Raw genomic sequence first — 14,283 nt, forward strand, 5'->3', positions numbered from 1 at the left:
CAAGGGCTCTGTGCAGAAGGAGACGTTGAATGCCTTACCAACCGAATGACCTGCTCAGCCGGCATTTTCAGGAAAGCGGCCACGACCTCGTCGGCAAGGTCGAAGAACAACTCAACCTGGTTTCACCCGACAGCCCCAACCTCCCCATCTACCGCGACATGATCCTGACCGTGCTGCGCATGGCCCAGGACGACCACAACCGCTGGAACGCCAAGATCACCCTGCAGGCCCTGCGCGAACTGGAGCAGTCGTTCCGCACCCTCGAACAGTTCAAGGGACGGCGCAAGGTCACGGTGTTCGGCTCGGCGCGCACGCCGGTGGAGCACCCGCTGTATGCCCTGGCCCGTGAACTGGGCGCCGGGCTTGCCCGCTCGGGCATGATGGTCATCACCGGCGCCGGCGGCGGGATCATGGCCGCCGCCCATGAAGGCGCCGGCCGCGACCACAGCCTGGGGTTCAACATCACCCTGCCCTTCGAGCAGCATGCCAATCCGACCGTGGGCGGCACCGGCAACCTGCTGCCGTTTCACTTTTTCTTCACCCGCAAGCTGTTCTTCGTCAAGGAAGCCGATGCGCTGGTGCTGTGCCCGGGGGGCTTCGGCACCCTGGACGAAGCGCTCGAAGTGCTGACCCTGATCCAGACCGGCAAAAGCCCGCTGGTGCCGGTGGTGCTGCTGGACGCACCGGGCGGCACGTTCTGGCAGAGCGCACTGGACTTCATCCGCCAACAACTGGAGGACAACCGCTATATCCTGCCGACCGACCTGAAACTGATGCGCCTGGTCTTCAGCGCCGAGGAGGCGGTGGAGCAGATCCAGCAGTTCTACGGCAACTTCCACTCCAGCCGCTGGCTCAAGCGCCAGTTCCTGATCCGCATGAACCACAGGCTCAGCGACCAGGCCCTGGCCCACATGCAGGACGCCTTCGCCGACCTGTGCCTGAGCGACCGGTTCCACCAGCACACCTTCAACAGCGAAGAAGACGAGGCCCAGTTCAGCCATCTCGCGCGGCTGACGTTCGCGTTCAACGCCCGGAACCACGGACGGCTGCGTGAGTTGGTGGACTACATCAACCTGCCGGAAAACTGGGCCCGGTCCAGACCGCAAACCCCACAACGCAGCCGGGAGCCCTCGAAGGCAACGTGAGGGCAAAAAAAAAACGGCCCGCTATCGAAATAGCGGGCCGTTTTCATTTAATCGTCCATCCCTCGACCGCTGAACAAGCGGTTGATCATCTCCATCGAGAATCCCCTGTAGGCCAGGAAACGGCCTTGTTTGGCCCGTTCCTTGGCGTCTGCAGGCAGTTGCCCGGAGAACTTGCGTCGCCACGTATCCTCCAGTTGCGCCTGCCAAGGGATGCCGCTCTCGCGCAGGGCGAGGTCGATGTCGGCACGCTGCAAACCACGTTGGCTCAACTCTTCACGAATCCGCATCGGGCCGTAGCCGGCGCGGGCGCGGTAGGAGACAAAGCTTTCGAGGTAGCGTGCTTCGCTGAGCAGACCCTCTTCCGTCAAACGGTCGAGGGCGGATTCGATCATTTCATCCGGAGCGCCGCGCTGACGCAGCTTGCGCGTCAGTTCAACCCGACCGTGCTCGCGTCGTGCGAGCAGATCCATGGCGGTTCGCCGCACCGCGACGAGGGTATCGAGTACGGCGGTTGTCATCGCTGCAATCAGATATCGGCGTCAGCCATGTCGTCTTCGGTCTCGGTGACCGAAGCGCCAGCCTTGGCATCTGCAACGGCCGACGAAGACAGCAGCTTGTCGCGCAGTTGCTTCTCGAGCGCGGCGGCGACGTCTGGGTTGTCCGCCAGGTACTTGGCCGAGTTGGCCTTGCCCTGACCGATCTTGGTGCCGTTGTAGGCATACCAGGCGCCGGACTTCTCGACGAAGCCGTGCAACACGCCCAGGTCGATCATCTCGCCGTTGAGGTAGATGCCCTTGCCGTACAGGATCTGGAACTCAGCCTGACGGAACGGCGAAGCGACCTTGTTCTTCACGACCTTGACGCGGGTTTCGCTGCCGACCACTTCGTCGCCTTCCTTCACCGCGCCGGTACGGCGGATGTCGAGACGAACCGAAGCGTAGAACTTGAGCGCGTTACCGCCGGTGGTGGTTTCCGGGCTGCCGAACATCACGCCGATCTTCATGCGGATCTGGTTGATGAAGATCACCAGGCAGTTGGCGTTCTTGATGTTGCCGGTGATCTTGCGCAGCGCCTGGGACATCAGACGGGCTTGCAGGCCCACGTGCATGTCACCCATTTCGCCTTCGATCTCAGCCTTCGGCACCAGCGCGGCCACGGAGTCTACGATGATCACGTCAACGGCGTTGGAGCGCACCAGCATGTCGGTGATTTCCAGGGCCTGCTCGCCAGTGTCCGGCTGGGAGACCAGCAGGTCGTCGACGTTGACGCCCAACTTGCCGGCGTACTCGGGATCCAGGGCGTGTTCTGCGTCGACGAAGGCGCAGGTCGCGCCGGCCTTCTGGGCCTGGGCGATCACGGACAGCGTCAAGGTGGTCTTACCGGACGATTCAGGGCCGTAGATCTCGATGATCCGGCCTTTTGGCAGGCCGCCGATGCCCAGTGCGATGTCCAGACCCAGAGAGCCGGTGGAAATGGCCGGGATCGCCTGACGGTCCTGATCGCCCATACGCATTACGGCACCCTTGCCGAATTGACGTTCGATCTGACCCAGGGCCGCAGCCAAGGCTTTCTTCTTGTTGTCGTCCATTAAAGTCCTCACGTAATCAATAAGGCCTGACGGCCAACACCTGTATAAGTAGCCAGTATTATTCCACAGCGTTCGAGGATCGCCTACCCCTGATTTTCGATTTCTCGTGCCGTCAGTCGCAGCAACCCCTCTAGCGCGGCCTTCACCGTTTGTCGGCGGACGTCGTCACGGGTGCCGGGGAAGTGCTGCACCTCGCTGCACACCGTATCGCCCGCGCCCCAGGCCAGCCACACCGTGCCCACCGGTTTGTTCGGCGAACCGCCGTCCGGCCCGGCCACGCCGCTGACCGCCACGGCGAAGCGCGCCCGGCTGTTGGCCTGGGCACCGCGCACCATGGCCTCGACCACTTCGCGGCTGACCGCGCCCACGGTCGGGAACAGCTCCGCCGGCACATTCAGCTGCAAGGTCTTCTGCCGGTTGGAATACGTCACGTAGCCGGCCTCGAACCATGCCGAGCTGCCGGGAATGCGGGTGATCGCCTCGGCGATCCCGCCGCCGGTGCAGGACTCGGCGGTGGTGACGTGGGCGTTGAGCAACTGCAGGCGCCGGCCAAGTTCAGCGGCCAGTTGGGTGATTTCTTTCACGGCGCACTCCGGATCGGATGGGATGTGCACCACCGTACACGAGCCCATGGCGCATGCAAGGCGCAGGCTCATTCAAGATGTGAAGGTGCGGGCGCCAGGGTCCTGACATAGGCCTGGCAGGCCTGCAGGGCGATCAGTCCGCGGTCGCCTTCGTCGGTGATGGCGACAATTCGTTGAGCATGCGCCGGGTCAAGTCGGGCGCGTAGGGCTGCATGATCCACGCCGCCGGCGCCGGGGGCGGCGGGCAGGTCGCAGCCATGGGCAACGTCGCCGGCATCGACGAGGACTGACAGGCGCAGATCAGCAGTGGCAAGGCGGTCGCGCAGGCGAGCCTGATCACGTTGGGCATCATTGAGCGCTCGGTAGTGGGTCTGTTCGCTGGCCTGGAGCCGTTGCTCCAGGGCCAGGCGCTTGTCCTGTTCGGCCTGTTGCGCGGCGGCGGCCGTCAGGGTGAGTCGATTGAGGACTTGGGCATGTTCAAGGGCCTGTTCGGCCAGTCGCCGGCCGTAGCGCCAGTCCTGGAACCGCCAGGCCAGCGCCGCCGCCGCGACGGCCAGCAGCGCGATGCCGGCCAGCCGCCAGAGGTTCAGGCCGAGACCGGGCATAGCACCGCCCTCGCCCGCCCCCAGAGCTCCAGACGGTCCTGCAGGCCGTTGAGCCCGCCGTTGATGCGCCGGGTGATGGTGTTGAACTGGTCGCGGTCGGCCAGTTCGTTCAAGCCGTTCTGCGCCCAGAACCACGCGGCGGACTCGGCCGCCCATTGCGGCTGCTCCAGCAGTTCCGGCAGGGCCAGCAGGCGTTCGTCGCCGAACAGCCCGAGGCTGCATTGCCGATAGTTGGCGCGGCCGGTGATCTGGATCAGCCCTCGGCCGCAGTATTTCTGCCCGTCGCCGTCGGCTTCGGGGGTGTTGCCCAACCGGGCCGCGAGGGCGCCGGTGTCGTATTTGCTCAGGTACTGCTGACTGCCCAGTTCCCGCACGTAGCGCAACTGGCCCGACTCATGGCCGACCTGGGCCAGGAATGCGGCAATGCGCTTGGGCGTGTCGATGCGCTGACGGGCCATGGCGGCGTTGAGCGCCGGAACGAAAACGCCCGCTTGGGAGCGGGCGTTCGGCATGATGCTGACAAGCTGGTTTTCGGTGATTGGCATGATGTTCGATCCTCCCTGGATACTGCGATTGAATCACGGTTGGCGGGAGAAACTCGCCAACCAGTTGTTTTCCAGAGTTTTCACGCTTGATCCTTTAATGAAGGGTTTAAATGATGCGCTTGAAAAAGCCCAGGACGCCGCGCTGCGGTTCCTCTGCGTCGGGATCGTCAAGCCGGGGCAGCACCTGCCCTCCCGCCGCCAGCCACGCCTGATACTCGAGCCAGTCGCGGTTGCCCGGATCCTGCGGAATGTAGGCCGCGTCGCTCAGGCGCATCACGCCTTGTGCGGTCAGTCGATAGTCCATCGTTCCTCCTAGATTTCGGCATCGGCCGTCCATTCGATCTGCAGGGTCTGTCCGGGGGCGCTGCCGACGGGCGTGACGGTGGCGAACGAGATCGCACGGTCCGTCAGGCCCTGCAGGAACGTTCCGGTGCAGGATTTGCCGATCGACTGGTTCCAGACCTGAGCGCTGTTTTCACCTGGACAGTAGGCCACGACCGTCGGCAGGACGCGCTTCTGCACCAGCATGCCGATCGTCATGCCGTACTGGCCGGTGTTGGCGGCCGGGACTTGAGTGAATGTCGAGATGCAGGTGCCGGAGCCGTTGTTCGCCCGGATCGGCAGTCCCCCCGTGAACGAGCGCTCGAAATAGCGTTGGCAGTCGCTCAGTTCCTGCGCTTCGGTGCGGCGTTCGAAAGGCGTCGGCACCGGCCCCTCCTCCAGCTGGATCCGGGCCAGGTCCACGGTCTGCAGCACATTGAGCGGCAGGTCGAAGGCCAGCCTCAGGTGATGGTTCGCCCCCAGCATCTTTCCGGCGAGGCCCGGCACCTGAAATGAAACGCTGTACTGGGCCCAGGCAGTGCCGACCTGAACGTCGCCGACCGCTCGCTCGACCGTTTCCGAACCGGCCGCGCCGAAGTTCTGGAAGATCATGACCCGCAGTTGCCGGGCCGCGTCGGAACGGGCCCAGAACGAAACGGTCGCCGTCCTGCCCGCCAACGTCCTGACCGATTCGACGTTCTGGGAAATGCGATGCACGGTCGAGCCGGTGCCGGCCGCCGTTTGCTGCCAACGCAAAAATGCCTGAGGCTCGCCCGCGACTTCGCCTTGACCGGGAACGAAGCTTTGCCGGCTGATCGCGACACCGGCATTGCCGTTCCAGTCGCAACGGAAACGGTCGGCCACGAAGCCGCCGATGTTCGGTGCCGGGTTGGCGGTCCCGCGTTGCCAGATATCGAAACCGCCGTTGATCAGCACGTTCTTGCGGTACACCTGCACCGGAAACTGCTGCAGCGGATCCGGCTTGGCCAGCTGGCGGATGGCCCTGGCCAACTGATCGGTCTGCTCCTCGTCCGGCGTCAGTCCGGCAGCGGTGATCGCATTGAGGATCTCTTCAGTGACGCTGTTGCCCCAACTGGCCGGAATCAGGGAACCCGGCGTTCCGGCGATCGCGTCTTCGTCGACGAATCGGCCGTTCACCAGCCCTGAGCCGGGAATGCGCTTGGGATAGTCCATGTGAATCTCCTGGGTCAGATCGCCGAAGCCAACCAGCGCGGCGCTGCCGGACGATGCTCGCTGAACGGAAAGAACGAGCCCTGCGGCCAGTCCCGCAGCGCACGCCGGTAGGTTTGCAGTTCGGTGTATTGCTCGGTGGTCAGGGTGGTGCCGCCGCCGTCCTCCAGCTCGTCGCGGTCACGGGCCACCAGGCCGTCGGTGGCGGCCAACTGCGCGTCGCGCCAGCGGCGTTCGGCGTCGGCGGCCTCGTCGGGCGTCAGCGGCGGCGGATCGGTCAGCACCGGAAAGCCGTTGTTGGGATTGACGCCGATGACCTTCGCCACGACCGCCTGCTGCTGCAGCAGGGAAATCCAGTAGTCCTGGGGAATCTCGATGACATCGCCGGGAATGTCCGACGAGTTGATGCCCGGTACATAGACGCCCCGGGTGCTGGCGCTGAACAACACTTTGAACGCGTTCATTCAATACCCCTTCGCAAAGTAATTCACGCTCCAGCCCTGCTGCACTTGCCCTGCGCTGTTGCGGATTCTCAGCGTGCAGCCCTGCTGGGTGACGCTGCCGCCGACCAGGGCGACCATCGCCGCATCGCCGCCCGAGTGAGTGGCCACGAGGGACGAAAACGCCGTCGGGAACGAAATGGGAAAGGTGACGAAAACGTTGCCGTCGGCATTTGAGGTGCCGACTCCCCATTGCTCGATGTTGCCGCTGGGATAGCGCTGATACCCGACATTGCCGTAGACGCCGAAATGGGCCGTGGCGTACCGGTCGCTGACCGAACCGCCGTACAGGCGCCACTGGCCGCTCAGCTTGATGAATTGGGCGCTGTCGCCGATGCCGAGCTTCAGCGCGCCGAAGGTGCCGTTGCAGGTTTCGATGGTTTCGCTGGCGGCGGGATTGATGGTCAGGACGCCGTTGCCGGCGTTGATGACATGCACGGTGCTGCCATGGGCAAGCCCGGCGATGGACGGCAAGGTCGCCGTGATCGGCGTCCCGCTGGCGAAACTGGCCACGCCGCCCACGCTCGATGCGCTGAGGGCGGTGCTCACCGCATAGGACGAAAAACCGGAAAACTGCAGGCCGCTGCGGGTCACGAACCCGGTGGTCGCGACCGACTGGCCGTTGTCGAACTGCGGCGGGGTGACAAACAGCTTGCTGCTGCGTAAAGCCTTGAGCAGCTGGTCATTGGCCGCCTCGGTCGGCGTGATGCCGGCCATGCGGATGACATTCAGCAGTTCCTGGGTGACGCCGTTGCCCCAACTGGCCGGAATCAGCGACCCCGGCTTGCCCGAGACCGGATCCTCATCGACGAATTGGCCGTCCACCAGGCCGGCGCTGGGTACATTGTTCGGATAATCCACTGTTCTTCTCCTGATATTGAAATGACAGGCGCCGCGATGGCGTCAACCGCCGTCGGCACCCAGCCATGGCGGAGCCGCCGGCCGCTGGGTTGCGCCGGCACCTGGCCAATCGCGCAGGGCCTGGCGGTACTGGAGCAGCGCCAGGTACTGCGGCGCGGCCAGGGTCGGCGCGCGGCCGAGCTCCTGCTCGTCGCGGTGGCGCGCCATCAGCCATTGGGTGTCCGCCAGCACGGACTCGCGCCAGGCCTTTTCCTGCGCCCGCGACGGTTCTTCCGTAATGGCCGGTGCTACTGGCACCGACGCGACCGACGCGGGCGCCGGTTCGGCGGCCCGCCGGATATCGCCCAGCGGCGCACCGATCTCGACCTCGGCGCCCTCAGGCACCTGCACCATCGACTCGACGAAGGACGGGGCGTACAGCTGGGTGATCGCGTAGTCCCCGGTGTCGATCAGTTCGACGGCAATGCCGTTTTCCACCCGTGCATACAGGGCCATTAGGCGTACTCCCAGATTTCACAGAAAGCGTTACCGCCCGCACCGCTCACGAAAGAGGTGGAGGCACTGTTCGAGCAGGCACCGCTGCCGCCCGATCCACGGACGCCGGGCCAACCGTTTCCGTTGACGCCGGTGAACGTGCCGCCGCCGTCGAACGGGCTTGCGCCACCGCCGCCGGAGAGCATTCCCCAATTGTTGTTGAACATCGCAAAGCTTCCGGTGTTGCCGCGGGCATTGGCCAGGTTGCCGCCGGTGACGGTCTGGCCGCCCACGCCGCCCTGCACGAAACCGGAAGCTGTCGCCGTCACTGCAACGGTCAGCACCTGCCCGCCCCCGCCGCCTGCCGCACTCATGTAAGCGCCGAAGGAAGCGCCACCGCCCGCCTGCCCGGCCGCGTTGCGCGCGGCACCTCCCGCGCCCAGCGAAACCGGCACGCCGGCGAGCATTTGCGCAGTGACGTCATAGAAGCTCTCGCCGTAGGCGCCCGATCCGCCGCCTCCGCCGATCGCCAGGGAGTTGGCCGGCACCGGCCCGCATCCGCCCCCGGAGCCGCCAGCCCCGATCAATCTCACGCGGATCCGCTTGGCCCTGGGATCAGGCTGGTACACCGTGATCCCGACCGTGTCGAACTGCTTGACCGCCAATAGCCGTCCGGTCGCATCGGTGATGCCGTAGCCGCTCAGCGTGGTCGGGGTGTTTCTCAGTTTGGTGAAGTCGACCAGGGCACCGATGGCCGAGGCGAGCTGATCGTTGCGGGTTTCGTCGGGCGTCAGCCCGGCCGCCTTGATGGCGTTGAGGATTTCTTGCGTCACGCTGTTGCCCCAGGCAGCGGGGATCAGCGAGCCCGGCGTGCCGGCCACGGGGTTCTCATCGATGAAGCCGCCGTTGACCAGGCCGACGCCGGGGATGCTTTTGGGGTAGTCCATTGCACAACCTTCGAATGGGTTTCTACGGGCAGCCGAATGCCGGCAGCACTGAACCGCCTGTAGAGGGGTGAGGGAGTGTCAGTCAGGCGGAGGGCGGCACCGCGGTGCGGCCCGGCGCGACCGGCCAGACGATGTTGCGCGGATAGTCCGCCTGCTGCTCGATCTGCGACAGGTGGATGGCGTAGCGTTTCCAGGCCTGCATCATCGCGACCTGATCGCTGCCCGCTTCGCCCAGTTCATAGGCGTACTGCAGCGGCGCCACACGGATGACCGCTTCACGCAGACGGTTATCCCGATCGATGTCGGCCTGCGCCGCCAGACCTGCTCGCTCGGCCTCTTCATCCAGCACCCAGTCACCTTCCTTCCAGAAGCAGTAGGCGTTAGGCCGGGGTTTGACGGTCAAGTGATCGGGCAACGGCCCCAATTGGGTCCAATACAGGGCATTGCCGTTTTCCTTGAAATAAACCGTTCGGTTGCGCAGATCGATCAGTTGCACCGCTTGCTGATCGCGCCATACCCAGACATGGCCCGGCTCGGCGGCAGGCAATGCTTCAGGCAAGCCGATGGCGTTGCCCGGCACCACAACGCCCAACCCCGGATATTCCGGGAGTTCGACGGGCCCGGTCATTTCCTGGGTCAGTTCGTTGACGTAGTAGAAAGCCATAAGCACCTCAAATGAGTTTAAGACGGCCCGGATAGGCGATGTTCCGAGGCCGGGCCAAGCCCCAGTACGGGGAGCCGAAGTTTTCGGCGGCCGTCGCGGCGACGTAGTAGGTCAGCCCGGTATAGGCAGTCGGATCCGCCCCGATCGTCGCCAGGTTGCCGATCCCGTGGACCGCCGGGGCGGAACCGTTGTCGCCGGCGATGTTGGTGCCGGTCTGCCAGGAACCGGCCACCCGTGAGGCGTCGATGTTGCGCTGCTCATCCAGCGTCCGGATGAATTCGCCGCGCACTTCCGGGCCCCGGAAGGTCTTGACGCCGTCGCCGCTGCTCCAGCCGCCCGCGCGGTCGGCCTCGGCGCGCAGCATCCCGGACTGAACGGCGTGATCCCACAGCCATGGCCATTCGGCGCGCTGGAACTCTCTGCCGTTCAGTGCGCCGTAACCGCCGGGACTGAGGGCGGTCGAACTCTCGTACACGATCCGCCCCAGCGCCGTCCCGTCAAACCGCCCGACCGGCCACCAGTTGCCCGAGCCGTCGCTGCGCAGATGCCACCAGTCGCCCGCCCCCATCAACACGAAAAACGGATAACCGCTGGCGGACAGGTGAGTGTGAAACCTGATCCGGTCGTTGCCGCCGGCCTGCACGACCAGCCGGTTGGCGCTGTTGTCGGTGCGGCGGACAATCACGTCCCGCACGCCTGACAGCGCGTTCACCGCCGGCAGGGTGACGGTCGTGTCCGCCGTGCCGGCGCTGATCAGGACCAGCCCCAGCTCATCGGCGCCCAATACCCTCGATCCGGACACCTCGACGACTTTTGATGACATGGGGCTGGCCAGGCTCAGCAGCTTCTTGACGGCCGTCAGCAACTGATCGTTCACCCCTTCGGCCGGCGCGATGCCGGCCGCCTTGATGACGGTCAGCAGCTCTTCGGTCACACCGTTGCCCCACACCGCCGGAATCAACGAACCCGGCGTGCCTGCCACCGGGTTTTCATCGACGAACCGGCCGTCGACCAGGCCGACGCTGGGGACGCTTTTTGGATAATCCATACTTCAATCCTTTATCTGAATCATGGTTGCGGGGCCGGCGAGGCGGCCGCGGCTCACTCGGCTTTCAGCCAGGCGGGTTTCTTCGGCCGGGAGCGTGCGGAAGGAAATTTCTTCGTCTGCGGCCACTTGCGCAGCGCTTGCAGATAAGCCAACAGCGACTGGTATTCGGCGTCCGACAGCGTGGTGGACTTCATCAACTCGACTTCATCCCGATGGCGGTCACGCAGCCAGACCACCCGATCGAACTCCTTGTCGCGCCAGGCCTTGGCCTGCCGCGCCGTTTGCTCGTCCGAGACCGGCGCGGCCTCGATCAACACCGGCAGCCCCTGGTCGTCGTGAGACCGCTCGGTTCCCGCCGCCGGATTGGCGATCACCGTCTCGTAGCGCTCATCGTCGATTTCGACGGCATCGTCCGGCAGTGAAGTGTGATGACCGGCCAGATAGGTGTTGCCTGTCGTACGGCTATAGAATCGTTTCATTTCAGTTCCCCACGCTCACGACGCTGATGAAGCCCGTGCCGCCGGAGTTGCTCATCACCTGCACCTGATTCACGTCGAAATAGGTCACCAACGGCGGCGTGGTGATGTCCAGATAGGGGGCGTTCCCGGCGTGCGAATAACTCGCCCAGGCACCGCTGCACTGGTTCTTGAAGGCCAGCGGCCAAGACTTGGACACGTAGCCTTTGTCCACGCTGATCGTGACCAAGACCCATTGGATGGTGAAACCGCCCATCCAGGCGGGGAACACGACGTAGCCGTTTTCCCCGAAGCTGTAGGTGACCCCCAGCCGCAGTTTCTTCGGCGTCACGACGGTGGCGTCATCGGCGCCGGCATTGACCTGCGCCTGGGTGGCGATCCGCGCCCAGCCCAGCACCGACTCGGTCGCCTGCACCAGTTTCTTTTCGATGGCCTGAAACACTCGCAGCGGCGTCATCAGGCGAACGCTGCTGGTGCCTGACTCCGCTTCGTCCTTGCTCGCCAACGCGTCGTTCTTGCTCTTCTCGACGATCGCTGAGATCGCCGCCTTGAGCTGCGTGCTGTCGCCTTCGTCCGGCACCAGCCCGGCGGCGACGATCGCATTGACGATTTCGTCCGTGACGCTGTTGCCCCAGCGAGCCGGGATCAGCGACCCCGGCGTGCCGGTCAGCGGGTTCTCATCGACAAACTTGCCGTTCACCAGCCCGGAGCTGGGGACACTCTTCGGATAATCCATTCCGTCAAACCTCCCTAGTCATAATTGATGTGCACCTTGGTGTGCGCCGGCGCTGCGCGGTGGATCAGGCATTCGAGCGCCGAGCCCGGGTTGACGCCGAAGCGTTCGCCCCAGTAGCTCGCGCCGTAGCGCCGGCCCAGCAGCAGGCGGCCGCCGGTGTTGAGCGTCCACATGAACTGCGCCTCCCAGGTGCCGAAGTGCGCCGTGCCGAACCGCGAGCGGCCCATGCGCGGGGCTTCGAGTTCGGTGATGGTGGCGTTGGGGTAGCCCTGGCTCTTGGCGATCTCAAGGTAGTAACCGACGGCCTGGCTGCCGACCGCCAGCAGGCGGCGGCGCACGGCCAGGCGGCGGTCGTCGAACAGCGGCGTGGCGCCCAGGCACGGGTCGGGCAGGTTCATCACCTTTTCCCAATCCGGCACCAGTTCGCTGACGCCGGCCGGATCCATCTCGTTGAGCAGGTCGGCGGCGCGGGCGTCGAGGCGCGCCAGTTCGACGGCGACGCCGTGCAGCACCTCTTCCAGCTCCGGCACCCGTTCCGGATCCCAGGCGGGCCCCCCGGGCAGCAGCGCGCGCAATTGCGCCTGGTACTGCGCGGCGGTTCTGATCACCCCCATACGCAACCTCCGAAGGTGAGCAGTTCGCTTTGCCCGGCCGGTACGTTGGCGACCGGCGCGGTGAGCGTGTGGTCGTACTCGCCGCCGGCGCTGCTGATGGCTTCGCGGATGTGGCTGATCAGCAGCGACTGGCCGAGGTCGGCCTCGCGGTTGTGCAGGTCGCGCAACTGCGCCTCGACCGCCGCCCGCACCGCCGTGGTGTCCGGATTGACGCTCAGGCGATAGGTGACCGGCACCTGCACCGGCCGCTGCACATGCACCTCGGCGGTGACCGGGCGCAGCGGTTCGATGTGGGCCTGGACCTCGGCCAGTTGCTCGTCGTTGGGCACCGGCTGCGGGTCGTCGTCGCGCATGATGAACACTGTCACCGTGCCCGGGCCGAGCAGGCCGCCGCGGCACCAGGCGCGGGTCACGCCGGGGCATTCCAGCGCCCAGGTCTCGTAGTCCTGGGCCGAGCCGCCATGGGGGATCACGCGGTAGGAGCGGATCACCCGCGAACGCAGGGACTCCAGGCTCTCCCGCGCCACACCGCCGCTCAGGCCCGGCGCCGCGACCACGAAACTGTTGCCGACAATGCCGGCGACCGGCTGCACCGGGGTCAGCGCCAGGCCCGCATCGGCGTTGCCCAGGCTGCCGGCGTCGAGCGCGGCGACGGTGGTGGTGTTGGTGCCGCTGACCGTGGTGCGCGCGGCGGTGACCTTGTAGGTGCGACCGTCGCTGGCCTGCAGCAGCGTATCCACGTCCAGCACCGCGCCGGCCGCAGCGCTGAAGCTCACGCTGCCGGTGGCGGCCTGGGCGGCCTTGCGCGGCTGGTTCAGGCGCAGCGCGGCGATCCGCTCAAGGGTCGATTCGTCGGCGGTGTCGGGCAGAATCTGCTCGGCGATCCAGTCAAGGTAGCCGTACAGGCCGAACGCCGCGCCGCCGAGGGTGCGGGCCAGGACTTGCGCATCGGACTGGCGCAGCGAATCGCCGGCCAGGTCGCTTTGGGTGCGCTTGATCAGCACCGGCAGCGAAGGGGTTTCAAACGGCATAGATCACCTGCCAACTGTTATCGGGGTTGATGTCCAGGCGCTCGCCGTCGGCCAGGGTCAGGACCGTGCGCAGGTTCAAGCGCTGGGCGTCGAGGCGTTCGCTGATGAGGTCGATGGCGCTGCAGTGGCCGTCGTCGATCAGCCATTGCAGGGCTTCGCGGGCATAGAACTCGGCGTCCATCTGGGTCTGGCGGGTCAGCTTGACCCGCCGCAGCAGCCACAGCCGCGAACCGATGCGGTCGTCGGCCACGGTGGGAAAGCTGTCGCCCCACCAGCCGAAGCGTTCCTCGTCGTCGAGGGCGTCGTCATCGGCGGCGCGCCGCCAGGTGAACAGGCTGATGAGCACCGCGCGGGTCAGCGCGGCGTGGAGGTTCTGGCCGATGAGCATCAGGCACCTCCCGCGGGGGCGGCGGTCTGGCCGTTGCCGCCCTGCACGCCGCCGTGCACGTGCTTGATCTGGCTGATGGCGCCGGCGACCTGGTCGCCCTTGGACACGATCTTGCCGGTCTGGTTGATCACCGGCGTGTCGAAGTTCACCGCGCTGCTGGCGCGGATGTTGAGCGTGGCGGTCTCGATGTCGATGATCCGCCCGCGCTTGAAATGAATCTTGTCGCCTTCGTCGGTGTAGATCGCCACCTCGCCCGCCGCCAGCGATTGCAGGCGGTAGCGGCGGTCGGCGACCACCAGGGCGATGGCGTGGGAACGGTCGCCGCCCAGAAAGGTGACGACGCCCTCGGCGCCGGCCAGCGGATGGCTGGTGAAACCGTAGGGTTCGAAATGCTCCAGGTCATCGTTCACCTCGCCTGCGGTGAGGCGCATCTGCAGCGATTGCAGCTTGGAGGCCGAACTGGCGAGCACGACAGTGCCGCGCGCCAGCAGGCGTGTCAGTAGGCTCATGGGGTTTCCTTCAGAGTTGGGCCACGACGCGATCCACCGTGGGAGCGGCGGTGCGA

The 14,283-nt window shown here is 65.7% G+C and carries 19 protein-coding genes and 1 pseudogene; 1 reads left to right on the forward strand and 19 read right to left on the reverse strand.

All coding sequences use genetic code 11. The features are described 5' to 3' along the window. Positions 1-29 precede the first annotated feature (29 nt). Positions 30-1,145 (forward strand): TIGR00730 family Rossman fold protein, encoded by a 1,116-nt coding sequence (locus tag CAG33_RS06085; protein ID WP_085581527.1) that lies wholly within the window; start codon positions 30-32, stop codon positions 1,143-1,145. 47 nt (positions 1,146-1,192) lie between these two features. Here the strand turns inward: CAG33_RS06085 and recX are convergent, their stop codons facing one another. The 19 genes and pseudogenes from recX to CAG33_RS06180 form a co-directional block, all read right to left on the reverse strand. Continuing rightward, a complete protein-coding gene (gene recX / locus CAG33_RS06090) occupies positions 1,193-1,663 on the reverse strand; it encodes a recombination regulator RecX (protein WP_085632123.1) in 471 nt (156 codons plus the stop codon). 8 nt (positions 1,664-1,671) lie between these two features. Next, on the reverse strand, positions 1,672-2,733 hold the full coding sequence (gene recA, locus CAG33_RS06095; protein ID WP_085581524.1) for a recombinase RecA: 1,062 nt from the start codon (positions 2,731-2,733) through the stop codon (positions 1,672-1,674). A gap of 83 nt (positions 2,734-2,816) precedes the next feature. Then, positions 2,817-3,317, reverse strand: coding sequence for a CinA family protein (locus CAG33_RS06100; protein WP_085581522.1), 501 nt, complete (start codon positions 3,315-3,317; stop codon positions 2,817-2,819). 68 nt (positions 3,318-3,385) lie between these two features. Continuing rightward, positions 3,386-3,922, reverse strand: coding sequence for a lysis system i-spanin subunit Rz (locus CAG33_RS06105; RefSeq protein WP_085581520.1), 537 nt, complete (start codon positions 3,920-3,922; stop codon positions 3,386-3,388). Further along, positions 3,904-4,467 carry a glycoside hydrolase family 19 protein gene (locus CAG33_RS06110; protein WP_085581518.1) on the reverse strand — a complete coding sequence of 188 codons (564 nt, stop codon included), beginning with the start codon at positions 4,465-4,467 and terminating at the stop codon, positions 3,904-3,906. Before CAG33_RS06110 ends, CAG33_RS06105 begins: the two co-directional genes overlap by 19 nt. Positions 4,468-4,573: 106 nt before the next feature. Next, positions 4,574-4,771 carry a hypothetical protein gene (locus CAG33_RS06115; RefSeq protein ID WP_085632121.1) on the reverse strand — a complete coding sequence of 66 codons (198 nt, stop codon included), beginning with the start codon at positions 4,769-4,771 and terminating at the stop codon, positions 4,574-4,576. Positions 4,772-4,779: 8 nt separating this feature from the next. Continuing rightward, a complete protein-coding gene (locus CAG33_RS06120; RefSeq protein WP_085637357.1) occupies positions 4,780-5,982 on the reverse strand; it encodes a carbohydrate-binding protein CenC in 1,203 nt (400 codons plus the stop codon). Positions 5,983-5,996: 14 nt separating this feature from the next. Further along, the gene (locus tag CAG33_RS06125; protein ID WP_085581512.1) at positions 5,997-6,443 is read right to left on the reverse strand and encodes a phage tail assembly chaperone; all 447 of its coding nucleotides are present in this window, start codon (positions 6,441-6,443) and stop codon (positions 5,997-5,999) included. Continuing rightward, entirely contained in the window at positions 6,444-7,340 is an 897-nt protein-coding gene (locus tag CAG33_RS06130; protein WP_085637361.1) for a phage tail protein, read from the reverse strand. 42 nt (positions 7,341-7,382) lie between these two features. Then, on the reverse strand, positions 7,383-7,835 hold the full coding sequence (locus CAG33_RS06135) for a hypothetical protein (RefSeq protein WP_085581508.1): 453 nt from the start codon (positions 7,833-7,835) through the stop codon (positions 7,383-7,385). Then, entirely contained in the window at positions 7,835-8,761 is a 927-nt protein-coding gene (locus CAG33_RS06140) for a hypothetical protein (RefSeq protein ID WP_085637364.1), read from the reverse strand. Before CAG33_RS06140 ends, CAG33_RS06135 begins: the two co-directional genes overlap by 1 nt. Positions 8,762-8,843: 82 nt before the next feature. Next, complete coding sequence (locus CAG33_RS06145; protein ID WP_085581504.1) at positions 8,844-9,425, reverse strand: tail fiber assembly protein; 582 nt, start codon at positions 9,423-9,425, stop codon at positions 8,844-8,846. A 7-nt stretch (positions 9,426-9,432) separates the two neighbouring features. After that, a complete protein-coding gene (locus CAG33_RS06150) occupies positions 9,433-10,473 on the reverse strand; it encodes a phage tail protein (RefSeq protein ID WP_085581502.1) in 1,041 nt (346 codons plus the stop codon). A 53-nt stretch (positions 10,474-10,526) separates the two neighbouring features. Then, complete coding sequence (locus tag CAG33_RS06155; RefSeq protein WP_085637367.1) at positions 10,527-10,952, reverse strand: phage tail assembly chaperone; 426 nt, start codon at positions 10,950-10,952, stop codon at positions 10,527-10,529. Positions 10,953-11,486: 534 nt separating this feature from the next. Continuing rightward, positions 11,487-11,685: pseudogene (locus tag CAG33_RS28995) on the reverse strand (hypothetical protein); the annotation flags it as partial. A gap of 14 nt (positions 11,686-11,699) precedes the next feature. Further along, entirely contained in the window at positions 11,700-12,299 is a 600-nt protein-coding gene (locus CAG33_RS06165) for a YmfQ family protein (RefSeq protein ID WP_085637373.1), read from the reverse strand. Next, positions 12,290-13,330, reverse strand: a complete 1,041-nt coding sequence (locus CAG33_RS06170; RefSeq protein ID WP_085637376.1) for a baseplate J/gp47 family protein — start codon at positions 13,328-13,330, stop codon at positions 12,290-12,292. The genes CAG33_RS06165 and CAG33_RS06170 overlap by 10 nt, the downstream gene beginning before the upstream one ends. Then, positions 13,320-13,718: a phage GP46 family protein gene (locus tag CAG33_RS06175; RefSeq protein ID WP_085637379.1), complete on the reverse strand. Its 399-nt coding sequence runs from the start codon at positions 13,716-13,718 to the stop codon at positions 13,320-13,322. Before CAG33_RS06175 ends, CAG33_RS06170 begins: the two co-directional genes overlap by 11 nt. Then, positions 13,718-14,227, reverse strand: a complete 510-nt coding sequence (locus CAG33_RS06180) for a phage baseplate assembly protein V (protein ID WP_085581490.1) — start codon at positions 14,225-14,227, stop codon at positions 13,718-13,720. The genes CAG33_RS06175 and CAG33_RS06180 overlap by 1 nt, the downstream gene beginning before the upstream one ends. Positions 14,228-14,283 lie beyond the last annotated feature (56 nt).

It is taken from the genome of Pseudomonas sp. B3(2017) (assembly GCF_002113595.1).
GTDB lineage: Bacteria > Pseudomonadota > Gammaproteobacteria > Pseudomonadales > Pseudomonadaceae > Aquipseudomonas > Aquipseudomonas ekonensis.